This is a genomic window from Alphaproteobacteria bacterium (assembly GCA_005883305.1).
Taxonomy (GTDB): Bacteria; Pseudomonadota; Alphaproteobacteria; order Sphingomonadales; family Sphingomonadaceae; genus Allosphingosinicella.
On record VBAC01000002.1, the window covers coordinates 131,983 to 158,076 of the forward strand.

General features: G+C 67.4%; 23 protein-coding genes and 1 tRNA gene. 13 read left to right on the forward strand and 11 right to left on the reverse strand.

The genetic code is table 11. The features are described 5' to 3' along the window. Positions 1-91: 91 nt before the first annotated feature. Complete coding sequence (locus E6G92_13820) at positions 92-2,422, forward strand: sugar nucleotide-binding protein (GenBank protein ID TMJ17617.1); 2,331 nt, start codon at positions 92-94, stop codon at positions 2,420-2,422. Here the strand turns inward: E6G92_13820 and glf are convergent. Next, complete coding sequence (gene glf, locus E6G92_13825) at positions 2,383-4,599, reverse strand: UDP-galactopyranose mutase (protein ID TMJ17618.1); 2,217 nt, start codon at positions 4,597-4,599, stop codon at positions 2,383-2,385. The genes E6G92_13820 and glf overlap by 40 nt on opposite strands. 310 nt (positions 4,600-4,909) lie before the next feature. Here glf and galE point away from each other — a divergent pair, with 310 nt between their 5' ends. Together galE and E6G92_13835 are read left to right on the forward strand one after the other, a co-directional pair. Beyond that, complete coding sequence (galE, locus tag E6G92_13830) at positions 4,910-5,941, forward strand: UDP-glucose 4-epimerase GalE (protein TMJ17398.1); 1,032 nt, start codon at positions 4,910-4,912, stop codon at positions 5,939-5,941. Positions 5,942-5,951: 10 nt separating this feature from the next. Next, positions 5,952-6,392, forward strand: coding sequence for an SET domain-containing protein (locus E6G92_13835; protein TMJ17399.1), 441 nt, complete (start codon positions 5,952-5,954; stop codon positions 6,390-6,392). Here the strand turns inward: E6G92_13835 and E6G92_13840 are convergent. Then, positions 6,350-7,654 carry a phosphoribosylamine--glycine ligase gene (locus tag E6G92_13840; GenBank protein TMJ17400.1) on the reverse strand — a complete coding sequence of 435 codons (1,305 nt, stop codon included), beginning with the start codon at positions 7,652-7,654 and terminating at the stop codon, positions 6,350-6,352. The genes E6G92_13835 and E6G92_13840 overlap by 43 nt on opposite strands. Before the next feature lie 134 nt (positions 7,655-7,788). On the opposite strand from E6G92_13840, the gene E6G92_13845 reads away from it, so the two are divergent. After that, the gene (locus E6G92_13845) at positions 7,789-8,682 is read left to right on the forward strand and encodes an iron-containing redox enzyme family protein (GenBank protein TMJ17401.1); all 894 of its coding nucleotides are present in this window, start codon (positions 7,789-7,791) and stop codon (positions 8,680-8,682) included. Continuing rightward, positions 8,649-9,596, forward strand: a complete 948-nt coding sequence (locus E6G92_13850; protein TMJ17619.1) for a methyltransferase — start codon at positions 8,649-8,651, stop codon at positions 9,594-9,596. The genes E6G92_13845 and E6G92_13850 overlap by 34 nt, the downstream gene beginning before the upstream one ends. A gap of 46 nt (positions 9,597-9,642) precedes the next feature. Here E6G92_13850 and E6G92_13855 read toward each other — a convergent pair. Then, a tRNA-Ser gene (locus E6G92_13855) sits at positions 9,643-9,735 on the reverse strand. Positions 9,736-9,894: 159 nt separating this feature from the next. Between E6G92_13855 and E6G92_13860 the strand changes: the two genes are divergently transcribed. After that, positions 9,895-10,650 carry a DUF1134 domain-containing protein gene (locus E6G92_13860; protein TMJ17402.1) on the forward strand — a complete coding sequence of 252 codons (756 nt, stop codon included), beginning with the start codon at positions 9,895-9,897 and terminating at the stop codon, positions 10,648-10,650. Here the strand turns inward: E6G92_13860 and pyrC are convergent. Next, positions 10,639-11,676, reverse strand: coding sequence for a dihydroorotase (pyrC, locus tag E6G92_13865; GenBank protein ID TMJ17403.1), 1,038 nt, complete (start codon positions 11,674-11,676; stop codon positions 10,639-10,641). The genes E6G92_13860 and pyrC overlap by 12 nt on opposite strands. 22 nt (positions 11,677-11,698) lie before the next feature. On the opposite strand from pyrC, the gene E6G92_13870 reads away from it, so the two are divergent. From E6G92_13870 to E6G92_13880, 3 genes are all read left to right on the forward strand, one after another. Further along, a complete protein-coding gene (locus E6G92_13870; protein TMJ17404.1) occupies positions 11,699-12,403 on the forward strand; it encodes a folate-binding protein YgfZ in 705 nt (234 codons plus the stop codon). Then, positions 12,379-13,176 (forward strand): glutaminyl-peptide cyclotransferase, encoded by a 798-nt coding sequence (locus tag E6G92_13875; protein TMJ17405.1) that lies wholly within the window; start codon positions 12,379-12,381, stop codon positions 13,174-13,176. The genes E6G92_13870 and E6G92_13875 overlap by 25 nt, the downstream gene beginning before the upstream one ends. A gap of 86 nt (positions 13,177-13,262) precedes the next feature. After that, positions 13,263-13,595 (forward strand): hypothetical protein, encoded by a 333-nt coding sequence (locus tag E6G92_13880; protein TMJ17406.1) that lies wholly within the window; start codon positions 13,263-13,265, stop codon positions 13,593-13,595. A gap of 145 nt (positions 13,596-13,740) precedes the next feature. Here the strand turns inward: E6G92_13880 and E6G92_13885 are convergent, their stop codons facing one another. Genes E6G92_13885 through acnA form a run of 3 tightly spaced genes read right to left on the reverse strand, consistent with a single transcriptional unit; the run spans position 13,741 to position 17,356 of the window. Beyond that, complete coding sequence (locus tag E6G92_13885; protein ID TMJ17407.1) at positions 13,741-14,430, reverse strand: cyclase family protein; 690 nt, start codon at positions 14,428-14,430, stop codon at positions 13,741-13,743. Next, a complete protein-coding gene (locus E6G92_13890; GenBank protein TMJ17408.1) occupies positions 14,385-14,657 on the reverse strand; it encodes a hypothetical protein in 273 nt (90 codons plus the stop codon). The genes E6G92_13885 and E6G92_13890 overlap by 46 nt, the downstream gene beginning before the upstream one ends. Further along, positions 14,654-17,356, reverse strand: a complete 2,703-nt coding sequence (gene acnA, locus E6G92_13895) for an aconitate hydratase AcnA (GenBank protein ID TMJ17409.1) — start codon at positions 17,354-17,356, stop codon at positions 14,654-14,656. Before acnA ends, E6G92_13890 begins: the two co-directional genes overlap by 4 nt. Before the next feature lie 94 nt (positions 17,357-17,450). Here acnA and E6G92_13900 point away from each other — a divergent pair, with 94 nt between their 5' ends. After that, positions 17,451-17,684 carry a DUF433 domain-containing protein gene (locus E6G92_13900; protein ID TMJ17410.1) on the forward strand — a complete coding sequence of 78 codons (234 nt, stop codon included), beginning with the start codon at positions 17,451-17,453 and terminating at the stop codon, positions 17,682-17,684. Further along, the gene (locus E6G92_13905) at positions 17,681-18,004 is read left to right on the forward strand and encodes a hypothetical protein (protein ID TMJ17411.1); all 324 of its coding nucleotides are present in this window, start codon (positions 17,681-17,683) and stop codon (positions 18,002-18,004) included. Before E6G92_13900 ends, E6G92_13905 begins: the two co-directional genes overlap by 4 nt. Before the next feature lie 170 nt (positions 18,005-18,174). Here E6G92_13905 and E6G92_13910 read toward each other — a convergent pair whose 3' ends face one another. Together E6G92_13910 and E6G92_13915 are read right to left on the reverse strand one after the other, a co-directional pair. Next, a complete protein-coding gene (locus E6G92_13910; protein TMJ17412.1) occupies positions 18,175-18,531 on the reverse strand; it encodes a TonB family protein in 357 nt (118 codons plus the stop codon). Positions 18,532-18,894: 363 nt separating this feature from the next. Continuing rightward, positions 18,895-19,605 carry a hypothetical protein gene (locus tag E6G92_13915; protein ID TMJ17413.1) on the reverse strand — a complete coding sequence of 237 codons (711 nt, stop codon included), beginning with the start codon at positions 19,603-19,605 and terminating at the stop codon, positions 18,895-18,897. A gap of 152 nt (positions 19,606-19,757) precedes the next feature. On the opposite strand from E6G92_13915, the gene E6G92_13920 reads away from it, so the two are divergent. After that, positions 19,758-20,360: a hypothetical protein gene (locus E6G92_13920; protein TMJ17414.1), complete on the forward strand. Its 603-nt coding sequence runs from the start codon at positions 19,758-19,760 to the stop codon at positions 20,358-20,360. Beyond that, a complete protein-coding gene (locus E6G92_13925) occupies positions 20,266-20,565 on the forward strand; it encodes a DUF559 domain-containing protein (protein TMJ17415.1) in 300 nt (99 codons plus the stop codon). The genes E6G92_13920 and E6G92_13925 overlap by 95 nt, the downstream gene beginning before the upstream one ends. Positions 20,566-20,654: 89 nt before the next feature. Here the strand turns inward: E6G92_13925 and E6G92_13930 are convergent, their stop codons facing one another. Next, the gene (locus E6G92_13930) at positions 20,655-21,347 is read right to left on the reverse strand and encodes a hypothetical protein (GenBank protein TMJ17416.1); all 693 of its coding nucleotides are present in this window, start codon (positions 21,345-21,347) and stop codon (positions 20,655-20,657) included. An 83-nt stretch (positions 21,348-21,430) separates the two neighbouring features. After that, on the reverse strand, positions 21,431-26,080 hold the full coding sequence (locus E6G92_13935; protein ID TMJ17620.1) for an NAD-glutamate dehydrogenase: 4,650 nt from the start codon (positions 26,078-26,080) through the stop codon (positions 21,431-21,433). Between the last annotated feature and the right edge of the window lie 14 nt (positions 26,081-26,094).

Below are 26,094 nucleotides of genomic sequence, written 5' to 3' on the forward strand. Positions count from 1 at the left end.
TTCAGGCTCCTTCGGACAAGCGCAATCTTGCTGGCGGCCGTCGCGCTTCACGCGTGCGACGGCCCCCATGAGGACGCCGGCGAACGGGCGGATGCGCGAAGCGGCGCCACCGGCGGCGCGAGCAGCATCGTCAGCGGCCCGGCGGAGAAAGCCGGCGAGCAACAAGACCGGGCAGAGGCGCGGCAGCGGGAGAAGGCCGATCACGGCCGCCACCATTAGCCGCGCGCTCCCGGGCGGGCCCGCGCTTTGGGGCGGACCTGAATGCACGGTCGCGCGCGTCGGCGGGCGCTGGCGCGATCAGCTCGAGGAGACCGGCCACGCCCGCCGCTTCGACGATATCCGCCTCATGGCGGAGCTCGGAATCACGTGCGTCCGCTATCCAGTCCTGTGGGAGCGGACCGCCCCCAAGCGGCCCGACAGGTGCAACTTCGCCTGGGCCGATTCGCGGATCGAGGGGCTCGCGGCGCACGGGATCGAGCCGATCATCGGCCTTCTCCATCACGGTTCGGGACCGGCCTACACCGACCTTCTCGATCCCGATTTCCCGGCCAAACTCGGCGACTATGCGCTGCGGGTCGCCGAGCGCTATCCGCAGGTCCGGCGCTGGACGCCGGTCAACGAGCCGCTGACCACGGCCCGTTTCGCCTGTCTCTACGGCCATTGGTATCCGCACCGGCGGGACTATCCCTCCTTCCTTCGCGCCGTGGTCAACCAGTGCCGGGGCATCCGAGAGGCGATGCGAGCGATCCGAAGCGTCAATCCCGCGGCGGAGCTGGTCCAGACCGAGGATCTGGGAAAGATCTTTTCGACTCCCGCGCTCGCCGCCCAGGCCGCCCACGAAAACGAGCGGCGATGGCTTAGCCTCGACCTTTTGTTCGGGCGGGTCGACGGCGCCCACCCCTTCCTCCCGTTCCTGTTCGATGCGGGTATCGGGGAGGAAGAGCTGGAGTCGTTCGCGGACGGGATCGCGGCGCCCGACCTGCTCGGCATCAACCACTATCTCACCAGCGATCGCTTCCTCGATCACCGCATCCAGCTCTATCCCTCGCTCGACCCGGGCGGGAACGGGCGCGAGATCTATGTCGATGCCGAAGCCGTGCGCGTGGCGGGCCTGGCCACGGGCATCGGTCCGCGCCTCGGCGAAGCGTGGGAGCGTTACCGGCGCCCGCTCGCGGTGACCGAAGTGCATCACGGCTGCACGCGTGACGAGCAGCTGCGCTGGCTCGACGAAGTCTGGACCGCCGCGCGCGCGCTCCGGGCGGACGGAGTCTCGATCGAGGCGGTGACCTTGTGGTCGCTGTTCGGATCGGTGGACTGGCGCTCGCTGCTCACCCGCGCCGAGGGACGCTACGACGTCGGGGCCTACGATCGGCGCGGGCTTTCGCCGAGGCCGACGGCGATCGCGGCGGCGGCCCGAAGCTACGCGCGCGGGGAACGGTTCGACCATCCCGTGCTGAAGGAAAAAGGGTGGTGGCGGCGCCCGGAGCGGCTTTACGGCTGGTGCAGCGAGTCCCCTTGCCGGGATGCCGAAGGCCGGCCGCTGCTCATCACCGGGGCGACCGGCACGCTCGGACAGGCGCTCGCGCGCATCGCCGGCCACCGCGGCCTCTCCGTGCGCCTCACGAGCCGGGCGGAGCTGGACATCGCCGATCCCCAGTCGGTCGCAGCGGCGCTGCGAACCGTAAAGCCCTGGGCGGTCGTCAACGCCGCGGGCTTCGTTCGCGTCGCCGACGCCGAGCGCGAGCCGGAGGCTTGCATGGCCGCGAACGCGGCCGGCGCCGGGAACCTTGCCCGCGCCTGCGCCGGTCTCGACATTCCGTTCGTGACCTTTTCGTCCGACCTCGTCTTCGACGGCCGCCTGGGCCGCGCCTATGTCGAGTGCGACGAGCCTTCCGCCCTTTGCGTCTACGGGGAGAGCAAGCAATGGGCCGAAAAGCTGGTCCTTGCGGCCGGCGCCCGGGCGCTGATCGTCCGCACCAGCGCCTTCTTCGGGCCGTGGGACCGGTACAATTTCGCCTGGGGCGTGCTCGACCATCTCGCTCGCGGGGAGCCGTTCAGCGCTTCGGACAGCGACATCGTCAGCCCGACCTTCGTTCCGGATCTCTGCCACGCGGCGCTCGACCTGCTGATCGACGGCGAGACCGGCATCTGGCACCTCGCCAACCAGGGGGAAACCGATTGGTGCTCCTTCGCCCGCAATATTGCGCAAAAGGCCGGCTTCGATCCCGATCTGGTCTTCGCGCGGAGCGGGGAGCGGCCGCGCCGGACCGCGCTCGCGAGCGAGCGCGGCGCCTTGCTGAGGCCGCTCGAAGAAGCGGTTGAAGACTATCTTCGCGACGTCGCGCCCCTCCGCACGGCTCCGCCGCCCCGTGAAGCCGCCGCCTATTCGGCGGCTTCGAGCGTGGTCGGCGCCTCGAAATAGCTGCGCCGGCGGGCGTCGATCCGCCTGAACGTCGCCAGCGCCTGGCCGACCACCTGATCCATATTGTAATAGCGGTAGGTGGCGAGGCGGCCGACGAAGGTCACGCCGGGCTGAGCGAGCGCGAGCGCCTCGTATTTCTTGAACAGCGCCTGATTCTCGGCCCGCGGAATCGGATAATAAGGATCGCCCTCCGCGCTCGGATATTCATAGGTGACGCTGGTCCGCGGATGCTGCTGGCCGGTCAAATGCTTGTATTCGGTGATCCGAGTATAGGGAACGTCGGGGGACGGATAATTCACCGTCGCCACCGGCTGGAACCGCTCCTGCTCCACGATGCGGTGCTCGAAGCGCAGGCTGCGGTACGGCAGCTTGCCGTAGCGGTGATCGAAAAATTCGTCGATCGGGCCGGTGTAGATCAGATGGTCCGCCGCCGCTTCGCCGACGATGTCGCGATAGTCGGTCGAGAGCAGGACGTCGATCCGCGGATGATCGAGCATCCGGTTGAACATCGCCGTGTAACCGTCGCGCGGCATCGCCTGATGGGTGTCGGTGAAGTAGCGGTCGTCGACATTTGTGCGGGTGGGAACGCGCGCCGTCACACTCTTGTCGAGAGCGCTCGGATCGATCCCCCACTGCTTCAGCGTATAGCCGCGGAAGAAGAGCTCGTAGAGCTCGCGCCCCACCGCCGAAACCACCACGTCCTCCGAAGTCCGGACCGTCTCCACCGGCTCCGCGCGCGAGGCGAGGAAGGCGGCGGCCTGCTCGTCCGTCTCCAGCGACAGGCCGTAGAGGCGGTTGAGCGTCGTTCGGTTGATCGGGATCGGCACGAGCTGGTCCCGGACGCTGCCGAGCACCCGATGCTCGTACGGACGCCACTGGGTGAACCTGGAAAGATAGGCGAAAATCTCGTCCGAGTTGGTGTGGAAGATATGCGGCCCATATTGGTGGATGAGGATTCCGGCATCGTCGAGGCGGTCATAGGCGTTGCCGCCGACGTGCGGGCGCCGGTCGATCAGCAGGACGTGGGCGTCGTGCTGGCTCGCCAGCCGCTCGGCGAGAACCGAGCCGGCGAAGCCCGCGCCGACGATCAGATAATCATATTTGCGCGCACGCTTCCCGACGATCGCGGGGGCGGCGTGTTTTGCCGCGGCGGCGTCGATCAGCCCCGCCATCCGGGCGGCGGTCGTGTCCCAGCTCAAGTGGGCGAGCTTGAGATCGACCGCGCTCAGCCAGTCGCCGGGCCCGCGCTTGAGCTCCAGCGCGCGCTCGCAGGCGGCGACGAACTCTCCGGGCGTGTCGGCGATGAACACGCCTTCCAGATCGCCATAGTGGCGGACGACGTCGGTGATCCGGGTCGAGACCACCGGGCGGCCGCCGGCGAGATATTCAGGCGTCTTGGTGGGTGAAATGAAGCGCGTCGATTCGTTGATCGAGAAGGGCATCAGCGCGACGTCCCAATCCGCCAGATAGGCGGGAAGCGAATCGTAATCGCGGCCGCCGGGATAATGGAGGTTGGGGCGCTGCGGCAGATCGGCCGGATCGATCTTCACGACCGGCCCGAGGATGACGATCGACCAATCGGGCTTCGCATCCGCGAGAGCCGCGATGAGGTCCAGATCCATGCGCTCGTCGACGACTCCGTAGAAGCCGAGCCGCGGCCCGCCGATGCCGGCCTGGTCGGCGGGCCGTTCGGCGATCGATCTCGCCTGGTTGAAATGGGGGCGGTCGACGCTGGAGGGGAAGGGGTGGATGTTGGCGTGGCGGTCCTTCTTGGCCTCGTAGAGGCTGTAGCCCCCGGTGAAGACCACGTCGGCAGCCTCGAACAGCTCAGCCTCGAGCGTGGTCAGCTCGGGCGGGGCGAAGCGGAAGTTGGCCAGCTCGTCCATGCAGTCGTAGACGGTGCAGGCGGCCTCGACCTGCCTCGAAATGGGCAGCATCATCGGGGTGTAGTACCAGCGAATGAACGGGCCGCGCTCCCCGGCGAGGAAGCCGTCCAGCAAGCATCTCAGAACGCCGTTGCGATCCGCCGGGGCCAGCGATTCCGGTAAGGAGGGGGTGACCACGATCACGCCGGTTTCCGCGCAGGTCCGGACGCCGAGCGAGGGCTCGTATTCGCCGGAAGCAAGCTCCGGCTCTTCCCAATAGACGACGCGCCGGGTCCGAGCGAACCGGCTCATCAAGTGCTGCGGCCGCTGAAACACGAAATTCCAGCGCAGGTGGGAAAAGCAGATGAGGGTCGGGGAGGTGGAAAGAGCGTGGGCGCTCTCGCCCGGCGCGGTGACGTCGGCTGATAGGATCAAGAAATGAAACCCCTGTATTAAAAGGACTAATCGAGAAAGGCCGAGCCCGGGCCGGAGTTCCCGACGCAGGGGGGTATTTCTTACTAACTCAAATTAACCGTGACGCTTCGTCTTGGAACAGGGCCGTGCGCATCGGGTTTGCACAGGCCTCAGGCCATTCCGGCCGGAAGTCTTTTCGGGAGCGCAAATGCAGAAAAAATCGCCCGTGCTGGTCACCGCGGGAGCGGGCTATATCGGGAGCCACGTCGCCCTCGCCTTGCTCGATGCCGGCTGGCCGGTGGTCGTTCTGGACGATCTTTCGACCGGGTTCGAGACGCTCGTTCCTTCGCAGGCGACCTTCGTCAGGGGAGACGTGGGGGACCGGCAGCTCGTCGGCCACATGTTCCGCGACCATGGGATAGAGGCCATCGTTCACCTCGCCGGTTCGATCGTGGTCTCGGAATCCGTCGCGCACCCATTGCGCTATTACGAGAACAACACCGCCAGGAGCTGCGCGCTGATCGAGGCGGCGGTCGAGAGCGGAATGGCGCATTTCCTCTTCTCCTCGACCGCTGCGGTCTACGGCAGCCCCGAGCGCGTGCCGATCTCGGAGACGGATCCGACCAGCCCGATCAATCCCTACGGGCAATCGAAGCTGATGATCGAGACGATGCTGGCAGACGCGGCGAAGGCCCACGGATTCAACTATTGCGCGCTTCGCTATTTCAACGTCGCCGGCGCCGATCCGCAAGGGCGGTCCGGGCAACTCACCGACTCGGCGACCCACCTGATCAAGATCGCGGCCGAGGCGGCGGTCGGGCGCCGGGCGCATGTCGAAATCTACGGCGAGGATTACCCCACGCCCGACGGGACCGCCGTCCGGGACTATATCCATGTGGCCGATCTCGCCGCGGCGCACGTGAGGGCGCTGGAAAAGCTGGTCGCCGATCCCGGGACGAGCCGGGTTCTCAATTGCGGATACGGACGCGGCTATTCGGTGCGCGAGGTGCTGGATTCGGTCGACCGGGTCGCCGGCCGGCCGGTCGCGCGCCGGCCCGGGCCACGCCGCGCCGGCGATCCTCCGATCCTCGTCGCCGACAATCGCAGGATCCTCGCGGAGCTTGGCTGGACGCCGCGGTTCGACGATCTCGACGGAATCGTCGCCGACGCTCTCGCCTGGGAGCGGCGCCAGCTTCCGGGCGCCGCCGCTGCGGCCGTCCCGCTCACCATGACCAGATGAAGAGAGACCGATGCTGCTGTTCGAGACCGAATTGCGACCCAGCCCGATCCACGGAATCGGAGTCTTCCTGCTCGAGCCGGTCAAGGCGGGCGACGTCATCTGGCGCTTCGATTCGCGCGTGGATCGGGTCTACACCGACTCCGAGATCGCCAGCCTGCCCCCTCTGATGCGGCGCTTCCTGCGCACCTATTCCACCCGCCACGAGGGGATGAAGGTCTGGATCCTGTGCGGCGACAACGGCCGCCATTTCAACCATTCGGACTCGCCCAACACGATCTCGCGCGGAATCGCCTTCGGCGACGACATCGCCGCCCGCGACCTGGCCGCCGGCACCGAGCTCACCTCAGATTACCGGACGATCTGCGACTCGATCCGGCTCGAGGGGTTCGAGTTCGATCGCGGGGCGCTTCAGGCCGCGGAGAAGATCGACATGGCTTCGAGCGCTGCATAGTCCGAGGCGATGAGGCGTTCGCCGATGTCGAGGCGGTAGCGGACGTTCGGAATCAGGATTTGCCCGGCGCGGCCGTAAGCGGCCCGCTGCGCCGCAGCGATCGTCGGCCCGGTCCCGGTCACGACCATCGACCAGCCGTAGAGGCCGCTGGTGACCAATTGGCTCCCCTCGAGGCCGACCTCTCCATAGTGAATATTGGCCAGATCTTCGGGCGTGAACGAACCCGGCAGAAGCACGGGAAGGCCGACCGGGGCGTCGACCTCCTTGCGCGAATAGGGGAAGGGCGGCGTGGTCATCACCACCCCCACGGAAAAGCCCGCACGCGCCGCGAAGCGGGCCGAGCGGCGCGACAGCATCAGCGCGAATAGATCGGCCCACGAAGTCTGCTGCAGCGGATCGAGGATGGCGAAGCCGGGATAGCCGAAGCGGCAGGTGAATTCGAGCGGCCAGATCCCGTCGCGGTTGACGATCGTGTTGAGGTTCACATAGCCGACATGGCCGTGCTCGCGGAGCATCGGCGCCACCCGGGCGAGCGTTCGCTCGAAGAAGGCCTCGCTTCGGGCGAAGGTCGCGACCGTCCCCATCTCTCCCGTCAGCTCGCCCATGTCCCCGGCGAAGAAGCGCTTATGCTCCCAATCGAGGCAGGCCGGGGTGAGGAAATTCTCGCCGTTGAAATAGGCGCCGACGCCCATTTCGATACCCTCGACATGGTCCATGAGCACGAAGCGCGCGGCCCCGGCCCCCTCGCCGCGCAGCCGCAGCATCGCGCGCACGTCGCTGCCATCGGCGCTGTGGCCGACATAATTGTCGTGCGAGGCGTGGTCCGGTCCGCTGAACTTGAGAACGTAGCGGCGCGGCCGAGCGGCGATGAAGGCCTCGGCCTCGCGCGCATCGGTGAATTCGCGGGTGGCGGCGGTCTGCAACCCGAGGCTTTCGAGCAAGGCCTGGGCGTAGGCGCGGTCGTTCTCCAGACGGTCGCCGAAAGCGCTTCCCCCGATTACCTGGAAACCGTCGCCGCGGAGAGAATCCTGCAAGGCGCCGAAGCCTTCGGAGACCGCCTCGAAGAGGATCACGCCCTCGGCGCCGACCGCGCGGACCCAATCCAGATCCCGCCGCCAGTCATCGCTTCGCGGCACCAGCCCCTGCAGAGTCCCCCGCGCCTTCTCGTCGCCGATGAAGACCTTCACCTCGTGCCCCGCGGCGGCCAGCCGCAGATAGACGGCGCCGAGATCGCAGGTTTCCGTGACGCCCAGGAAGCGCATCGTGCGCGCTTAGGGGAGGCGGAGGGCAAGCGCTCGGAAAAAGGACTTAACCTACGGCAACTTGGCCGGTCGCGGCCGGAACAAATAAGCGGCGCGACCTTTGCCAATACTGAATCCTCTTACAGCGGAAACCCATGGCCACCCTCCCTTATTTGTCCGACGACAATTCGAAGTCCCAGTTCCTTTGCCACGATTTCCAGAGCGCGCTGGGGCACTGGAACCGGCAGCGGCTGGCGCCCGATCTTCCCGGCGAGGATTGGGCGCTAATCCTCGACGGCGACGCCAAGATGGCGCGCTTGCAGACGGCTTTCCTCGAAGAGCTGCGCGCCCAGATCCAGGCCGAGGCAGCCGCCGCGCCGACCGACCCCGACGGGTTCGTCGCCTGGTTCGAGCGACTGAAAGAGACCGGCCCGGGGCAGGATGATCCCCTCTTCCCCTGGCTCGCCGAGGCCGCCAGCCTCGATGAAATGCGCTGGTTCCTGACGCAGGAGGCGGCGGGCGAGGCCGGCTTCGACGATCTCGTCGCCTATACCCAGGTCAAGCTTCCGACCCGCGCCAAGCTCGAGCTCGCGCGCAACTACTGGGACGAGATGGGCCGCGGCAACGCCAAGGGAATGCACGGGCCGATGCTGGAGCATCTGGTGCGCTCGCTCGCGCTCGAGCCTCAGATCGAGACGACCGTCTGGGAGAGCCTCGCGCTCGCCAATGCGATGACCGCGATGGCGACGACCCGCTTCTACGCCTGGCACGCGGTCGGCGCGCTGGGCGCGATCGAGCTGACCGCCCCGGGTCGCTCCGCAGCGACCGCGCGCGGCCTTCGCCGGCTGGGCCTCGACGCGAAGCAGCGGCGCTATTTCGACCTCCACGCGACGCTCGACGTAAAGCACAGCGCGGCGTGGAACCGCGAGGCGATCGCCCCGCTGGTGGCCGAGGATCCGCGCCGCGCCGCGGCGATCGCGGAAGGCGCGCTGATCCGCCTCGGCTGCGGCGCGCGCTGCTTCGAGCGCTACCGGCGGCATTTGTGGTAGAAGACGAACCGCTGATCGAGCTGCTCCGCCGGCTCGAGGCGCTCGACTACGATTTCGTCACGCCTACCCCGCTCACCCACGAGCGCGTGCTTCGCAACCGCGAAGGCCGGCCGGCGCAGACCTTGCGCGACATATTCGGCTGGAGCCTCCCCTTCGCGTCCGAAGCGCTGGATCCGTCGCTCCTGCGCCTGCTGGAGAAGGCCGATGCCCTGGTGACCGCGCAGGCGGGATTCCGCTCTCGTTATCGGGTATCGAAGGCCGCGGGAACGCTGTTCCTCCACTCGGCCTATCCGACAGCGGCGGCCGATTCGGTGTTCTTCGGGCCGGACACCTACCGCTTCATCGCCCTCGTCCGCTCCGAGCTGCCGCCGACGGCGACCCGGCTTGTCGACATGGGCGCGGGCTGCGGCGCCGGCGGTATTTGCGCAGCCGCACAACTTGCCGGCACTGCCATCGTCCTGGTCGACTCCAACGCCGAGGCCTTGCGCCTCGCGCGGATCAACGCGGCCGCCGCCGGCGTGGCGGTGGAGACGATCCTTGCCGACAAGCTGGCCGCGGTGGATGGCGTCTTCGATCTGGTCATCGCCAATCCGCCCTTCCTGGTCGATGAAGCCCGGCGCTCCTATCGCCATGGCGGCGGCATGCTCGGCGCGGAAGCGGGGTTCGATTGGGCGATGGAAGCGGCGGGGCGGCTCGCGCCAGGTGGACGGATGATCCTTTATTCCGGAAGCGCCATTTCGGGCGGGCGCGACACGCTCCGCGACCGGTTGGCGGACTCGCTTCGGCGTCGGGACTTCACCCTCCGTTACGACGAGATCGATCCGGATATCTTCGGTGAGGAACTGGACCGGGACATCTATCGAGACGTCGAACGGATCGCCGCCATTGGCGCGGTGATTGTGAGGGAAGGATGATCAACGAAGCGGCGGGGCATTGGCTTTTGCCCGACGAGCCTCAAGCTGGCGGAGACGGAGGGATTCGAACCCTCGGTAGGAGTAATCCCCCTACGGCGGTTTAGCAAACCGCTGGTTTCAGCCACTCACCCACGTCTCCGGAAGTGCCCGCTGCGCCTATAGAGGCGGGATTTCAAAGGTTCAACCGGCTGAAATCGACTCGCTTGGGCGCGATATCGACTCGCCTCGCCGCCGGTTCATGGACGGGCAAGCTTTCGAGGCGCTAGATTTGCCCGCGAGAGGGTGTGGGGGAAGTGCGATGCTGAAAAGGTTCATGAATCTCGCCGCTGCGGCGGCCTTCCTGGTGGCCGCGACGCCGGTCCTTGCGCAGGTCCAGACGGTCGACCCGAACCAGCCCGACGCCTGGCAGACCGCGCCCGCGCCGCAATCTACGGAGCCCGCGCCGGCCGAGGCGCCGGAGTGGACGCCCGCCGAGCAGGATGCCGTAGCTCCAGTGACCGCGCCGGTTCCCGAGCAGGACCAGTCGATGGCGGCGCAGGCCGAGACCCGCACCGCGACAACGGAGCGCGCGAGCACCGTCGCGCGCGACGACGTGTTCAGCGCGGCCGAAGGCGTGTTCGGCCGCGGCGCGCAGGGCCTCGCCCATATCCTCGAGAACATCCTTCGCGACCAGGGCGAGCCGGTCGCCTATATCGCGGGCTCCGAGGCGGGCGGGGCGTTCATCTTCGGCGTCCGCTACGGATCGGGCGTCATGCACCACCAGATCGAGGGCGACCGCACAGTCTACTGGACCGGCCCTTCGCTGGGCTTCGACGCCGGCGCCGACGCCAACAAGGTGTTCGTGCTCGTCTACAACCTCAACGACAGCCAGGATCTGTTCCGGCGTTATCCGCACGCCGAAGGCCACGCCTACTTCATCGGCGGCTTCAACGCCCAGTATATGCGGCGCGGCGACATCGTGCTGATCCCGATCCGTCTCGGCGTCGGCATGCGGCTCGGCGTGAATGCGGGATACATGCGCTTCTCGGAGCGCAACCGCTGGCTACCGTTCTGACGGGAGCCGCCAGGGGAGCGTCTGCCCTGCGAGGAACGGGACGATTCGGCCCACCTCCGACGGCACTTCAACAGGGGTGCGCTGGAGCGTGACCGATCCTTCGTTGAGCGGCAGGTTGTAGAAACGGGGTCCGTTTTCCGAAGCGAAGGCCTCGAACCGATCAAGCGCGCCCTCCTCCTCGAACACCGTCGCATAGGTCTCCAGCGCGAAGGGCGCGTTGAAGATGCCGGCGCAACCGCAGGCGGACTCTTTTGCCGCCACGGCATGGGGCGCGCTGTCGGTGCCCAGGAAGAATTTGGATGAGCCCGAGCAGGCCGCCCGCCGCACCGCCAGCCGGTGCCGCTCGCGCTTGGCCACGGGCAGGCAATAGGTATGGGGCCTAAAACCGCCCTGGAACATGGCGTTGCGGTTGATGACCAGATGGTGCGGCGTGATCGTCGCCGCGAGAGTCGGCCCCGCTTGCTCGACGAACGCAGCGGCCTCGGCGGTGGTGATGTGCTCGAGCACGACCTTCAGCGACGGAAAATCACGAATAAGTCCGGCGAGGACCCGATCGATGAACGCCGCTTCGCGGTCGAAGATGTCCACTCCCGGATCGGTGACCTCTCCGTGAACCAACAGCGGCATGCCGATCCGCTGCATCGCCTCGAGCGCGGGGCGGAGCGTGGCGAGGTCGGTGACGCCGTGGGCCGCGTTGGTGGTGGCGTGGGCCGGATAGAGCTTGGCCGCGACCCAGACTCCCTCCTCGAAGCCCCGAACCAGTTCGGCCGGCTCGGCGCGGTCGACCAGGTAGCAGGTCATCAGCGGCGTGAAATCGAGCCCGTCCGGCAAGGCCGAGAGGATGCGCGTGCGATAGGCCTCCGCGCAGGCCACGCTGATCACCGGCTCGGCGAGGTTCGGCATGACGATCGCCCGGGAGAACTGCCGCGCCGTGAAGCCGGCAACCGCCTCGAGCATCTCGCCGTCGCGCAGGTGCACGTGCCAATCGTCGGGGCGGCGGATCGTCAGGTGGGTTGGATCGGGCACGCCCACCCCCTATCAAAGCGGGATGAGCGGAACCACCCTCACCGATCGCGCCTTGCTCCGCCTGTCCGGCGAGGACGTGCGCGAGTTCCTCCAGGGACTGGTGACCAACGATGTCTCTCTGCTCGCCCCCCATCGCCCGCTCTGGGCCGGGCTGCTGACCGCACAGGGCAAGGCCCTGTTCGACTTCATCCTGTGGGACGATGGCGAGGACGTGCTGATCGACTGCGAGGCGGAGCAGGCCGAAGCGCTCGCCCGGCGGCTGACGCTGTATCGTCTGAGACGACAGATCACGATCGCGCGTGACGAGTCGCGGGCGGTCCACTGGTCCCCGGACGGATCAGACGATCCCCGCCTTCCCGCCCTCGGCCGGCGCTGGCTCGCCCCGGCGGGCGAGGCCGCAACCGGGTGGCTGGCACACCGTCTCACGCTTGGCGTCGCCGAGGGCGCGGCCGAGCTGGGCTCCGACAAGATTCTCTGGCTCGAATGCAACGCGGCCGAGCTGAACGGCGTGAGCTTCGGCAAGGGCTGCTATGTCGGGCAGGAGAATACCGCCCGGATGAACTGGCGGCAAAAGGTCAATCGCCGCTTGGTCGTCGTCCCCGCTGAGGCGCCGGGACCCAGAACGCGGGTCCACTATCCGGAGCTTGGCCTGGCGGTGGAGCATCGGCGGACCGACGATCTCGACGGCGCGCTTGTCCCGGAGTGGCTGGCGGCGGCACTGGCGTGACCGGCTACACGATCCGCTTCGCCTTCCCGCCGCCCCCGATCGCGCCCAGCATCCCCGTACAGCGCGCCGAAATCGTCGCCAGCTATCCGCACGATCCCGGCGCCTTCACCCAAGGGCTGCTCTGGCGGGACGGGCGGCTGTTCGAGAGCACCGGCCTCAAGGGCGCTTCCGAGTTGCGCGAGGTTCGGCTCGAAGACGGCGCCGTGCTGCGCAGCGTGCCCTTCCCCAAGGAGGCGTGGGGCGAAGGGATCGCCGATTGGGGCGACGAGATAATCGGGCTGACGCTCGATTGCGGTCTCGCCCATCGCTGGGGGATCGAGGATCTCGAGTCCCGCGGCACCCTGCCCTGCGCGGCCCCCGGCTGGGGACTCGCGCGGATGGGGGGCGAACTCGTGCTGAGCGACGGCACGCCCACGCTTCGCATTCTCGATCCCGAGACCATGGCCTTGCGTCGTACCCTGGCAGTGTCGGAAGGAGGCCGGCCGCTCGGCCTGATCAACGACCTCGCCTTCGTGAAGGGCGAGCTGTTGGCCAACATCTTCATGACCGACACGATCGCACGGATCGACCCCGAGGCGGGTATCGTCCGGGCACGGCTAAGCCTCGCGCACCTCGCCCGGGACTGGGGCCGGCGCGATATCCGCGACGTGCTGAACGGGGTCGCCTGGGACGAGAAAGCGGAACGCCTGTTCGTCACCGGCAAGAACTGGCCCAGGCTCAACGAGATCAGCCTGCCGCCGCTTCCCTCACCCAGCGCGTCCGTCACGTCGTAGAGCTCCGGGGACGTTACGTCGTGCTGAACGTGGCTTGCAACCTGGCGCGAGGACGCCCATCGCGCGCTGGAAGGAGCTTGGCGACGATGAAAGCCTATCAAGGAGGATCCTACCAGGACCGGATCGGGCGCGCGGCCGAAGCGAAGCAGAAGGCGCTGGACCTGCTCAAGGCGAGGCCTGCCTTGGACGAAGCGACGCTCGCCGCCCGCCGCGAGGCCGCGTCCGCCCGCCAAGCCGCGCAGGCCGCGAAGCGCGCGGCGCGGCTGGCCGAGCGCGAGGAGGCCGCGGCGCACGGGGCGAGAAGAGCCGACGAGGCGGCGGTCCGCGCCGAAGAGAATGAAGGCGGGCGAATCGCCACCGAAGCGGAGCGCAAGGCGATGCGCGACGCCCGCTACGCCGCGCGCAAAAGCCGGAAGTAAAGTCGGCCAGAGTGGGAATTCGACCGGGTCTGCACATGCCGCTCCCCGGCGAAGGCCGGGGTCCAGGAGCCGGAGGCTTTCGCAAGGCTGTCGTGTCGAGGCCGGCGAGCGCCGGCCTGGACCCCGGCCTTCGCCGGGGAACGATTCAAGCTGATTGAGTTTGAGTCTGGCCGCCAACCTCGGCGAACGCCCGCACCGGAAAAGTGCCCATGCCGGCGATTTTGGGCGGTACCGCGGTAAAGGCGAAGCCCTCGTCCGGAAGCGCGGCGAGGTTGGCCATATGCTCGCAGATCAGTACGCCCGCGCCGAGCAGGAGCGTGTGGACCGGACGGCTCTTCGCGCGCGTGTCGTCGATATTGTGGCTGTCGATGCCGACCAGCGCAGCGCCGCTCTCGACCAGCAGGCGGGCGGCGTCCCGGGTCAGGAAGGGATGGTCGTGATAATAAGCGTCGGCGCGCCAATGTCGGTCCCAGCCGGTGTTGACCAGCACCGCCTTGCCCGAAAGATCGCGGCCTTCGAAGGCACGGGCATCGACGGCCATCTCGTCGCTCCGCACGACGATTCCCGGCAACCCGGCGAGCCGGCCCAGATCGAGCGCGGCCAGGTCCTGTCCGTCCGCGAAGCGGTGGAAGGGCGAGTCGAGATAGGTGCCGGTATTGGCGACCATGTCGATCCGCCCGATCTGGAAGGTGGAGCCGTCGTCATAGAAGGCGGCACTATGCTCGCGCGTCCAATAGTCGCAGATGTGCGGGGCCGGCAGGCCCTTGTAGGTGACCATGCCATGCTCGATCACATGGCTGAGGTCGACGAGCCTCTTCGAATCCGGATTCGCCATAAGGCCAGCGCTCCAATCAACAGCCAGACCACGTTGAGGCTCGTCGACGGCAGGGCGCCGTGCCACCAGCCGTTGACCACGAACCCCGATGCCCCGACCACGTTCATCCACTGGTAGAGGGCCGACTGGCCGGTCAGCCGCTCCATCGAGAGCAACAGGTAGGCGACCAGGATCAGTACGGCGCCGGCCCAGCCCACGATCTCGATCGCGATCTCTAGCGGAGTCAGGCCGCCGCTCCGCGCGCCAGATGCCGCAAGACGTAATGGAGAATGCCCCCGGCCTTGAAATATTCGAGCTCGTTGGCGGTATCGATTCGCACCCGCGCCGCGAAGCTGGCAGTCGTTCCGTCCGCCTTTGTCACCTTGACCGCGATCTCCTTGCGGGGGGCGAGGTCGCCGACGCCCAGAATGTCGAAGGTCTCCGTGCCGTCGAAAGCGGGCGGGGCCTCGACGAACTGGAGCGGGATCACGCCCATGCCGACGAGGTTCGAGCGGTGGATTCGCTCGTAGGTCTCGGCGATCACGGCGCGGACGCCGAGCAGGTTGGTGCCCTTGGCCGCCCAGTCGCGCGACGAGCCGGTGCCGTATTCCTTGCCGGCGACGATGACGAGCGGGGTGCCTTCCGCCTTGTAGCGCATCGCCGCGTCGTAGATCGGCATGACCTCGCCGGTGGGCACGTAGGTGGTGACCCCGCCCTCGGTGCCGGGGGCCATCCGGTTCTTGATGCGGATGTTGGCGAAGGTGCCGCGCATCATGACCTGGTGGTTGCCGCGGCGGGCGCCGTAGGAGTTGAAGTCGGCGCGGGCGACCTGGTGCTCGGAGAGGTAGGCGCCGGCGGGGCTGTCGAGCTTGATCGCGCCGGCAGGGCTGATGTGGTCGGTGGTGATCGAATCGCCCAATATGGCGAGCGGGCGGGCGCCGATGATGTCGGATGGCGGCACCGGAGTCATCGACATGCCCTCGAAATAGGGCGGATTGGCGATGTAGGTGGAGCCCGCGGGCCAGCTGTAGGTGTCGCCCCCGGCGACCGCGATTCCCTGCCAGCGCTCGTCGCCTTTGTAGACGTCGGCGTAGCGGGCGCGGAACATGTCGCCGTCGACGAACCGGTCGATCAGCGAGCGGACCTCGTCGTTGCTCGGCCAGATGTCCTTGAGGAACACGTCCTTGCCGTTCTGATCCTGGCCGATCGGCGTGTCGACCATGTCCTGGATGACCGTGCCCTTCAGCGCATAGGCGACCACCAGCGGCGGCGAGGCGAGATAGTTGGCGCGCACATCGGGCGACACCCGGCCCTCGAAATTGCGGTTGCCGGAAAGGACGGAGGCCGCGACCACGTCGTTCTTGTGGATCGAGGCGCTGATCGCCTCAGGGAGCGGCCCCGAATTGCCGATGCAGGTGGTGCAGCCGTAGCCGACGAGGTCGAAGCCGATCGCGTTCAGGTCCTCCGAAAGCCCGGCGCGGTCGAGATAGTCGGTGACCACCTTCGATCCGGGCGCGAGGCTGGTCTTGACCCAGGGCTTGCTATCGAGCCCCAGAGCGCGCGCCTTGCGGGCGACGAGGCCGGCGGCGACCAGCACGGAAGGGTTGGAGGTGTTGGTGCACGAGGTGATCGCGGCGATGACCACGTCGCCGTGGCCGATATCGTGGGCGGTGCCCTCGGCATTGGGCTCGGCGACGGCGAACCGCTCGGGCAGCTCGGTCTCCGGATGGCCGTATTCGCTGGTGAAGCTGGCGCGGAACTCCTCGTCGACCTGCGAGAGCAGCACCTTGTCCTGGGGCCTCTTGGGGCCGGCGAGGCTCGGCTCGACGCTCGACATGTCGAGCCTCAGGGTCTCGGTAAACACCGGATCGTCGGCCTCGGGCTCGAGCCACATGCCCTGCGCCTTGGCATAGGCTTCGGTCAGAGCGATCGTCTCCTCGGGCCGGCCGGTGAGGCGCATATAGTCGAGCGTCTTCGAATCGATCGGGAAGAAGCCGCAGGTCGCGCCATATTCGGGCGCCATGTTGGCGATCGTCGCCCGGTCGGCGACCGAAAGCTCGGAGACTCCCGGGCCGAAGAATTCGACGAAGCGGCCGACGACGCCCTTGGCGCGAAGCATCTGGGTCACGGTCAGCACGAGATCGGTGGCGGTGATCCCCTCCTTGAGCGCTCCGGTGAGGTGGAAGCCGACGACCTCGGGGATAATCATCGACACGGGCTGGCCGAGCATCGCCGCCTCGGCCTCGATCCCGCCGACTCCCCAGCCGAGCACGCCGAGGCCGTTGACCATCGTCGTGTGGCTGTCGGTGCCGACGAGCGTGTCGGGATAGGCAATCTCCGCGCCGTCCGTCCCCTTCGACGACCATATTCCGCGGGCGATATATTCCAAATTCACCTGGTGGCAGATGCCGGTGCCGGGCGGGACGACCTCGAAATTGTTGAACGCCCGCTGGCCCCATTTGAGGAATTCGTAGCGCTCGATGTTGCGCTGATATTCGAGGGCGACGTTCGCCTCGAACGCTTTGGGCGTGCCGAATTCGTCGACCATCACGCTGTGATCGATGACCAGGTGGACTGGAACGAGCGGGTTGATCTTCTGCGGATCGCCGCCCAGGCGCGCCATCGCGTCGCGCATCGCGGCGAGATCCACGACCGCGGGAACTCCCGTGAAATCCTGCATCAGCACGCGCGCCGGGCGGTACTGGATCTCGCGCTCGGAGCTGCGCGTCTTCTGCCAGTCCACAAGCGCTTGGATGTCGTCGACGGTGACTGTCTTACCATCCTCGAAGCGAAGCAGGTTCTCGAGCAGCACCTTCATCGAGAAGGGCAGCTTGTCGACATTGCCGAGCGTGGCGGCGGCCTTGGCCAGCGAGAAATAGGTATAGGATTTGCCGCCGACGTCGAAGCTGCTGCGTGTTCCGAGTGTGTCGTGGCCGGTGGCTGTCATTTAACATATCCCTAAGTGGACGGTTCGCGAGCCGCGCGAAAAACTGACGCTCCCCTAGCGAGAGACTTCGCGAAACGCTACATTCCGTAGCGCCATGACGGTCAACGGCCATCCGCGTATCGCCATCGATCCCGCCATCTGCGGCGGCCGCCCAACGATCGCCGGCACCCGGATGCGCGTAACGGACATTCTCGAGGCGCTGGCGTCCGGCGTGAGCGAGAAGGAGATCGTCCAGGACTTCCCCTACGTGAAGCTCGAAGACATCCGCGCCTGCCTCGCCTACGCGGCGTCGATAGCCGAAGAGCCGACCCGCTTCGCCGCCGGATGAAATTCCTCGTCGATGCCCAACTGCCGCCAGGCTTGTGCGACTGGCTGCGGGAGAAGGGCCACGAAGCGATCCACGTACGAGACCTTGGGGAACAGGTCTTCACCGACATTCGTATCGCGCAAATCCTTGAAGCGGAGCAGAGCATACTCCTCAGCAAGGACGAGGATTTCGTCACGCTCCGCCTGCCCGACCGCTTTGCTTTTCTGTGGCTGCGATGCGGCAACATCAGCAATCGCGGCCTGGCGGCGTGGCTCGAACTGGAGTGGGTCTCCGTCGAGCGACGATTGGACGCGGGCGCGCGCTTCATCACCTTGCGATAGGGATCGCACCGGATCGAACGAGGCGCGGGAGCAAGACGCCAAGTCAGTAAGGAAAGCGGCTAGCGCTCGCTGGAATCCGTAAGCTCCAGGGTCTTGGCTCTTTCTGGGCAGCACGTGGGGGGAGCCTCAGGCTTGATCGAATTGCCTGAATCGCCTCCGCTCGATGGAGTTCAGGAAGCCACCCATGCGATGACGCTCGTTACGATATCCGGCACGGGGCGGCCCTCGCTGTCTCGCGCCGGTTCGAAGCGCGCGCGCGACCGCATGATGCGGCAGGTGATGGCGTCCAGCTGGGACACGCCGCTGGATTGCGTTACCCGGCAGGCGGAAACCCTTCCCTCCGGAGTCACGCTGAGCTCGAAATGGACCCTGACGTTCAGAGGCCCGCCCGCGACGAGCTCCACCGGCATGTCGCCGCTCCTCACATAGGATGCTAGGTTGGCGAGAGCATGAGCGCGCTGCGGCGGAAGGTCGGCCGCCTGGGCCAGCAGGGCGGCGCCAAGGACGAGAATGTTCGGCGCCACCATTTTTCCTCCCGAGGATCACGATTTGCCGACCGTAGCCCCCCGACCGCTGAGTGAAAAGAAGCAGAGCCGATATCTGTCACACGGCGCACCGGACACGTTGGGAGATTCCCTCTTGCAACCGGCGCTCCTGGAAGTGAGGCTGAGCGCTCAACCCACAAGGAGCGCCGTTCGTGAAGCCAAGCCGCAAGCTCAATCGGGGATCGTTCATGAGCCGGGTGTCCGGCGGCAATCGCACAGGCTTCGGCGGCCAGGCGGGCAAGGGGCCGCCTTCGATCGAGAACGATCACGACCTTGCCGCCCCGGCAGGCAAGGAGGCCGCCGCCACCGACAGCGATCAGTGAGGGGGGCGCCGGTAAGCGCCCGCTAGGCAATTGCAGGGGCCGGCGCGTCCGCAGCGGCCAACGACTTGTCCCCATCGTAACGGATTTGCTCCAGCACGGCGACGATCAGCGCGGTGCTGCTGTGCCGGCCGGCGACCCAGCTCAGCACAAGGATCATGGCGCAAGCTCCAGCCAGGCAATGCCAAAGCCCGATCGTCTCGGGCCGGCCCAGGTTCCACAGAAGTATCAGGCTCAGCGTGAGCAACAGGAACAGGACCGGGACCATCTCGGTCCAGGCGAGATGGCGCGTGCTGAAATGGACGAGGCCCGGCCGATCCCGATAGACGTGATAGTTTGCGCTCCAGCGCTTGTGCTGGGCCTTCGGATTCTTTCGCAGGACCGCCACCCCGTCAAAGTCGTCGAGATTTGCCTTCTTCATCAGCCCATCCGAGAAGGCCCAATGGCTCGGAAGGGCATTTTCCGGCCACCCGAAGGGAAACAGCAACCACTGTTTCAACTGAAGCGGAATCACGTCCTGAACAGCCGAGAGAATGACGGTAACGAAGGCGATGCCGACGCCTAGCGCAGCGACGATCTGGCCAGCATTGTCGAGCAGCGCCTGAGCGGGCCTGTTCCAGCTGAGAATGCCGCCGACGGCGAGCAGCCAGGCGATCGTGACCGGAACGGTGAAATCGGCGACCGCCAGCGCGCGGGTCGAGGCGGACGTGTCGTCCTTCTTCTGCGGATCGGGCATGGGTCGCTCCCCTGCTTCGTCATAGCCGAAAAACGACTGGCTGCGTAGGGACGCCCGCGTCGCAAAGAACAAAAAGCGAAAATTCTATTTACTACAAGGTGCCGTATGGGTTACTATTGGCGACTCGGGCAAATGGGATTCGGAGAAGCGGGATGGACGAGAAGGGCGTTCCGGGGGTGAAGCCGCACCGGCAGCGGCACGACGGTTTCACGCCGAAGAAGCAGCGCAGATTCTTCAAGGCGCTGGGCAGGACGGGCTGCCTCAGCGATGCGGCGCGAAAGGCGGGGATATCGCGCAACACGGTGCGGCGGCATCGGATTAAATGGCCGGACTTCGAGGCCAAGGTCCAGGCGGCGCTGGCGATGGCGGCGACCGAGCTCGAGACCATCGCCTGGAAGCGCGCGGTCGAGGGCGTGCCGGAGGTGGTGATCCGCGACGGCAAGGTCGCGTGGATCAAGATCAAGCCTTCGGACGCGATCCTGAGGCTTCTGCTGCAGGGCGCCAATCCGAAGAAATACGGGCGGACGGGAGGCGCCGGGGCTGTGAAGCCGGCGAAATCGCCGCGGGTGGCGACCAACGCGGAGGTGCGCGAGGCGCTGGCCGGGCGGCTCGCCGCGTTCCGGGAGCGGGTGCGGGCGGAGGCGAAAGCTAAGAGGCGGATTGAGGCCGCTCCGGAGTTTTCCGCGAACGCCGAAACCCCTCACCCCGACCCTCTCCCTATGGGAGAGGGAGGAAGACTGCCCAATCGAGAGTAGCGCCCCGGCCGGCTGGACCGTGATCCGCTTCTGGAACAGCGCGGTGAACGAAAATCCGGAGGGCGTGGCGGAGGCTATTTTGCTCAAGGCCGCCGAGTGCCTCGGCGGCACCCACCCCCAACCCCTCCCTTCCAGGGAGGGGAGGAGAAGGAGGCGGCGCTTCGGCCGCTCTGGGTGGCGACGTCACGGTACCATTGTACCGTGACGTCGATCAGGCTCCGCTGCGCGGACCTGTCGGCCGGCGTTCGCCGTCTCCGGGCATAGCGCAGAGCGCTATGCCCGGGCGGCTCCTGACTACCGGTTCAGCGGATGGACGCTGAGCACCGTGTTGGTGCGGGCGTCGATCTCGTAGATCGCCCGGCCGTCGGAGCGGTAATAGGTGCCGTAGCCGTCGCGATACATGGAGCGATATTCGCTCGGCACCGCGTAGAGGTTGCTCGGCACGCGCTGGCCGACGCGGAAGCAATCGCGGCCGAACACGCTGTCGATCAGCGCGCCGACGCCGCTGCGGCTTTCGCAGACGACCTCCTCATAAGGTCCGCCCTGGCCGTAATAGCCGGGGGCCGCGCCATAGGGGGCCACGCCGGCGCCATAGGCGCCGTAGGCGCGGTCGTCATAGCCATAGCGCTCGTTGCGGTCCCAGGCGCCGCCATCGGCGTAGCGCATGTCCTGCCGGACCGACCGGATTCGCCGCTGCAGATCGAAGCGCTCGCTTTCGGTCAGGCCGTTATAGGACAGGCGCTGCTCCACGCGGGCGAGGTCGTCGAGCTCGCGGCGGAGGCGATAGGCTTCGCGGGAATCGATCGTCCCGGCGCGGATTCCGGCGTCGAGCCGCTGATGAAGCTGGCTGATGCGGACGTCGTAGGAATTGTCCACGCCATATTGGCTGGGGACGGTGCGGTAGGGGGCGGAATAATATTGGGCGGCCGCCGGGGCGGCCGCGCCGAGCGCCGAAGCGGCGGCGGCCAACAAAAGCATCTTCCTCATGGGTACTCTCCTCATCACGCGCCCCACGAGCTCTCAAGAAGGGTATTAACGCATGTAAGCGGCGAGGGTTTCCCCCTAAGGACTCAGCGCCCCAGCAGCACCCGCGCCTGGGTGGCGATCTGGGCGAGCATCGGGGCGGTGGTGACCGAGGCGGTGCGCGCGCGCTCGACGGTGCGGCGGAACTGCTCGATTCGCGGGCCCTGGCTGGCGACCCATTTGTCGACCACACCCTTGGGATCGTCCGACTTGCGCCGCTCGAGGAATTCGAGCCGGAGCTGCTCGAAATCGCGGGCGAGGCCGGCGGTCAGCAGCCGCTCCCACTGGTCGCGCGCCTCGAAATGGTTGGCCGCGTTCTGCGCCCAATCGAGCCCGAGCGCCTCGCCGAGCTTGGTGTAGGCGCGGGTCAGCTGGACCTCGTCGATGCCGAGCTTGCGCCCGAGCATGGCGAGGCCGATCGCCGCGTTGAGCTCGAGCAGGCGAACGATGCGGTCGGCGATGCCCCGCGGGGCGCCGATCTCGTCGAGCTCGGCGCGGAGCGTCCCCGCCTCGGCCTTGGCTTCGGGCCGCAGCAGATCCTCGACCATCGCGCCGAGCTTCTGGAGGCCGGGCCTCAGCATCTCGACCAGCTGCCCCGGAGTCATGTCGGGCGAGGTCACGCGCAGAAGGTCCGCGATGTGCATCTGAAGCGCCGAGGCCGCGCGGGCGAACAGAGCGAGGCGCACATCCTCCGGCACCGCGGCCTGGTCGAGCTCGGCCCAGAGCTTGTCCATGTCGAACAGGCGCTCGGCGGCGAGGAAGGCGGCCGCGGCCTGGTTGAACGAGGCGCCCTCCTCCTCGGTCAGCGAGAAAGGGGCGATGATTCCGAGCCGGTTGACGAAGCGGTTGGCGACCTTGGTGGCGATGATCTCCTTCTTCAGCCGGTGGTTGAGAATCGCCGGCTTGTGCGCTTTTTGCATCTGCGGCGGGAAGGCGGCGAGGAGCTCGGCCTCGAGCGTCGGGTCGCTGGTGAAGGTGCCGCCCTCGATCGCGGCCTGGAGCCGCATCTTGGAGGTCGACAGGAGCACCGCCAGCTCGGGCCGGGTGAGGCCGAGATTCTGCTGGGCGCGGCGAAGCAGGTCCTCGTTCGAGGCGAGCCCCTCGACGGCGCGGTTGAGCTTCCCGCTCTCCTCGAGAATCTCGATCGCCCGGACCAGCAGCGGGAGATCGCGCGCGCCGCCCTGCTCGGCGATCGACAGCGCCAGGGTCTGAAGGCGGTTGTCCTCGAGCACGATCGCGGCGACCTCGTCGGTCATCTCCGCTAGCAACAGGTTGCGCTCATCGAGCCCGAGCCGCCCCTCCGCCATCTCGCGGTTGAGCGGGATCTTGATGTTGACCTCGTTGTCCGAGCAATCGACTCCGGCCGAATTGTCGATGAAGTCGGTGTTGATCCGCCCGCCCGACTGGCTGAACTCGATCCGGCCGGCCTGGGTGATGGCGAGGTTCGCGCCCTCGCCGATCGCCTTGACGCGGAGCTCGGCCGCGTTGACCCGGACCCCGTCGTTGCCGGGATCGCCGACCTCGGAATGGCTTTCGCCGCGGGCCTTGATGTAGGTGCCGATGCCGCCGAACCAGAGCAGGTCGGCCTCGATCTTGAGGATCGCGTTGATCAAAGTCGCCGGATCGACCTTGTCGGCGGCGAGGCCGAGCATGGCGCGGACCTCCTTCGACAGCGGGATCGACTTCTGGCTTCGCGGGAAGATTCCGCCGCCCTTGGAGATCAGCGCCTTGTCGTAATCGGCCCAGGAGGAGCGGGGCAGATTGAACATCCGCTTGCGCTCCTTCCAGCTCTTCGCCGGATCGGGATCGGGATCGAGGAAGATGTGGCGGTGATCGAAGGCGGCGACGAGCTTGATCGCCTTCGACAGCAGCATGCCGTTGCCGAACACGTCGCCCGACATGTCGCCCACTCCGGCGACCCGGATCGGATCCTTCTGGACGTCTATCCCCAGCTCGCGGAAGTGGCGCTGGACCGAGACCCAGGCGCCCTTGGCGGTGATCCCCATCGCCTTGTGGTCGTAGCCGTTGGAGCCCCCGGAGGCGAAGGCGTCGCCGAGCCAGAAGCCGTGATCGATGGCGATCGCGTTGGCGACGTCCGAGAAGCTGGCGGTGCCCTTGTCGGCGGCGACCACGAAATAGGGATCGACGCCGTCGCGGATGACGACCTTGGCCGGATGGACCACCTTGTCCTTGACCAGATTGTCGGTGACCGAGAGCAGGGAGCGGATGAAGATGCGGTAGCTTTCCGTTCCTTCCGCGAGCCAGGAGTCGCGGTCCGACGCGGGGGGAAGCTGCTTGGGATAGAAGCCGCCCTTGGCTCCGGTCGGAACGATCACCGCGTTCTTGACCACCTGGGCCTTCATCAGCCCGAGCACCTCGGTGCGGAAATCGTCGCGCCGGTCCGACCAGCGAAGGCCGCCGCGGGCGACCGGCCCGCCACGCAGGTGGATGCCCTCGACCCGGGGTGAGTAGACCCAGATCTCGCGCCACGGCACCGGCGCCGGAAGGCCCGGCACCTGCGCGGAATCGAGCTTGAAGGCGAGCGCCTCCGCGCCGGCGGGGGAGAAGGCGTTGGTGCGCAAGGTGGCGCGGATGACTCCGCGGATCAGGCGCAGGATCCGGTCCTCGTCGATCGCCGCGACGCCCGCGAGGCCGCGCTCGATCTTGCGCTCGGCCGCCTCGGTCGCCTCGGTCCGGCCGCGCTGCCTGGGATCGTGCATCGCGTCGAACAGCGAGATCAGGCCGCGGGTGACGTCGGGCGCGTGGCGAAGGGCGTCGACCACGGTGATCTGCGAATAGGAAAGGCCGGTCTGACGCAGATAGCGGAACCAGGCGCGGAACAAGGCGACCTCGCGCGGCTCGAGGCTGGCGGCGACGATCAACTGGTTGAACGGGTCGTTCTCGGCCTTGCCTTCGAGCACGTCGGCGACGGCGCGCTCGACGAGGTCGGCGCGCTTGAGCACCGTGGCCGCGTTGCCCCCGCGCGGCATCTGGAGGTCGAAATCGTGGACGAAGCCGGTCGATCCGCCGCGCCCCACGGGCGTCGGCACCTCGTCGAGCACGCGGAAGCCGAAATTCTCGAACACCGGCACGGCCTCGGACAGCGGAATGATCTCCGCGAGCCGGTAAGTCTTCAGGTGGAGGCGGTCGCCGCTCTCGCCGTCGCGGGCGAACAGGCGGACGGCGCGCTCGGCCGGACCTTCGAGGCGGGCGAGGCAGACGACGTCGTGCGCGGCGTCCTCGGAGCCGGTGCGGATCCGGTAGCCTTCGGGAAACTGGTCGAGAAAGGTGATCGCCAGCCGGGTGGCGCGCGCTTCGCCGACCAAGCCTCCGAGCGCCTCCTCCACGCTCGGCACCCAGCCGCGGACCATCGCGTCGAGCCGGCGGTCGAGCGCGGCGACGTCGGGCGTCGGCGCCTTGGCATCGACGTTCAGCGTGTAGCGGACGAGAGCCAGGTCGCCGTCGCCGAGATCGACCGACCAGTTGGTGATCTCGCCCTTGGCGGCCTGCTCGATCATCTCGCCGATGGCGATCCGGCGGCGCGTGGTGAGCTCGTCGCGCGGCAGCCAGACGAAGGCGAACATGTGGCCCTTGAGGATCGAGCGGACCAGGATGAGGGTCGGGCGCGGCCGGTCGGCGAGCGAGATGGCGGTGGCGGCGAGCTCCTTCACCTCCGCGTAGCGAAGGTTGACGAGCAGGTCGCGCGGAAGCCAGGCGATGGCGTGGCGAAGCGCCTTTCCGCTGTGGCCGCTGGGCTCGAAGCCGAAATCCTTTTCGAGGTCGATCAGCACCCGCCGGAGAACGGGGACTTCCTCGATCGGCAGGGTCAGCGCCTCGCTGGTCCACAGGCCCGCATGGACTCCGATGCCGCCGATCTTGCCGCCCTTGCCCTTGAGCGGAACGACGATCAGGTCGAGCGGCACCCGGCGGTGGACCGGAGAGCGAAGATCGGCCTTGGCGATCAGCGGCACCTGCCCGCCCTGCTCGAAATAGCGGATCGCGCCCTCGCTTCCGCCCTCGTCCGTAGGGTCGTCGGAGAGCTTCATGATTCCGAGCCGGTCCGACGGCTTCTTGCCCGGCCGCTCGACCTCGTAGCCGAGCAGGGTCATCGCGCCGTCGGCGAGCCAGTGAAGCAGCGCCTTGCCCTCGCCGTCGGCGAGTGAATCGGCCTGGGCGCGCATATTCTCCTGCATCGCCCGCCAGTCGCCGACCGCCTCGCGCACGTTGGCGAGAACGCGCTGCAATTCGGCGACCAGCTCCGAGCGGCCCTTGGCGTCGGCCCGGTCGACCTCGATATACATCAAAGATTCGCGCCGGGAGCGGTCGTCGCAGAGCGGCTCGAGCCCCTTCAGGGCGCCCTTGGAGTCGCGATCGACGCAGACCACCGGGTGGAGCAGTCGGTGGATGATGAGGCCCCGGGCGGCGATCGCGCCGGCAATGGAATCGACCAGGAACGGCATGTCGTCATTGCCGATGCAGATCCGCATGCGCCGCTGGCCGAGCCGGGTGCCGGTCGATTCGAGCTTGACGATGGCGGTGCCGGGCGGGCGGCGGCCGATCGAGGCCGCGACGAAGGCGGCGGCGGCCTGGCAATCCTCCTTGCCGAAATCCTTGAGCTCCCCGGGGAGCGCTCCGCCGCACAACGCGTCGGCGAGGTTGCCGATCAAGCCCTGGTGAGCGGCATTGCCCGCTACCATGCTGTCCGCTTTCA

Excerpts from the sequence above, each read along its gene's own strand:
- E6G92_13820 (TMJ17617.1), top strand. The coding sequence starts at position 92 with ATGCGCGAAGCGGCGCCACCGGCGGCGCGAGCAGCATCGTCAGCGGCC.
- glf (TMJ17618.1), bottom strand. The coding sequence starts at position 4,599 with ATGAGCCGGTTCGCTCGGACCCGGCGCGTCGTCTATTGGGAAGAGCCG.
- galE (TMJ17398.1), top strand. The coding sequence starts at position 4,910 with ATGCAGAAAAAATCGCCCGTGCTGGTCACCGCGGGAGCGGGCTATATC.
- E6G92_13835 (TMJ17399.1), top strand. The coding sequence starts at position 5,952 with ATGCTGCTGTTCGAGACCGAATTGCGACCCAGCCCGATCCACGGAATC.
- E6G92_13840 (TMJ17400.1), bottom strand. The coding sequence starts at position 7,654 with ATGCGCTTCCTGGGCGTCACGGAAACCTGCGATCTCGGCGCCGTCTAT.
- E6G92_13845 (TMJ17401.1), top strand. The coding sequence starts at position 7,789 with ATGGCCACCCTCCCTTATTTGTCCGACGACAATTCGAAGTCCCAGTTC.
- E6G92_13860 (TMJ17402.1), top strand. The coding sequence starts at position 9,895 with ATGCTGAAAAGGTTCATGAATCTCGCCGCTGCGGCGGCCTTCCTGGTG.
- E6G92_13870 (TMJ17404.1), top strand. The coding sequence starts at position 11,699 with ATGAGCGGAACCACCCTCACCGATCGCGCCTTGCTCCGCCTGTCCGGC.
- E6G92_13880 (TMJ17406.1), top strand. The coding sequence starts at position 13,263 with ATGAAAGCCTATCAAGGAGGATCCTACCAGGACCGGATCGGGCGCGCG.
- E6G92_13885 (TMJ17407.1), bottom strand. The coding sequence starts at position 14,430 with ATGGCGAATCCGGATTCGAAGAGGCTCGTCGACCTCAGCCATGTGATC.
- acnA (TMJ17409.1), bottom strand. The coding sequence starts at position 17,356 with ATGACAGCCACCGGCCACGACACACTCGGAACACGCAGCAGCTTCGAC.
- E6G92_13900 (TMJ17410.1), top strand. The coding sequence starts at position 17,451 with ATGACGGTCAACGGCCATCCGCGTATCGCCATCGATCCCGCCATCTGC.
- E6G92_13905 (TMJ17411.1), top strand. The coding sequence starts at position 17,681 with ATGAAATTCCTCGTCGATGCCCAACTGCCGCCAGGCTTGTGCGACTGG.
- E6G92_13910 (TMJ17412.1), bottom strand. The coding sequence starts at position 18,531 with ATGGTGGCGCCGAACATTCTCGTCCTTGGCGCCGCCCTGCTGGCCCAG.
- E6G92_13915 (TMJ17413.1), bottom strand. The coding sequence starts at position 19,605 with ATGCCCGATCCGCAGAAGAAGGACGACACGTCCGCCTCGACCCGCGCG.
- E6G92_13920 (TMJ17414.1), top strand. The coding sequence starts at position 19,758 with ATGGACGAGAAGGGCGTTCCGGGGGTGAAGCCGCACCGGCAGCGGCAC.
- E6G92_13930 (TMJ17416.1), bottom strand. The coding sequence starts at position 21,347 with ATGAGGAAGATGCTTTTGTTGGCCGCCGCCGCTTCGGCGCTCGGCGCG.
- E6G92_13935 (TMJ17620.1), bottom strand. The coding sequence starts at position 26,080 with ATGGTAGCGGGCAATGCCGCTCACCAGGGCTTGATCGGCAACCTCGCC.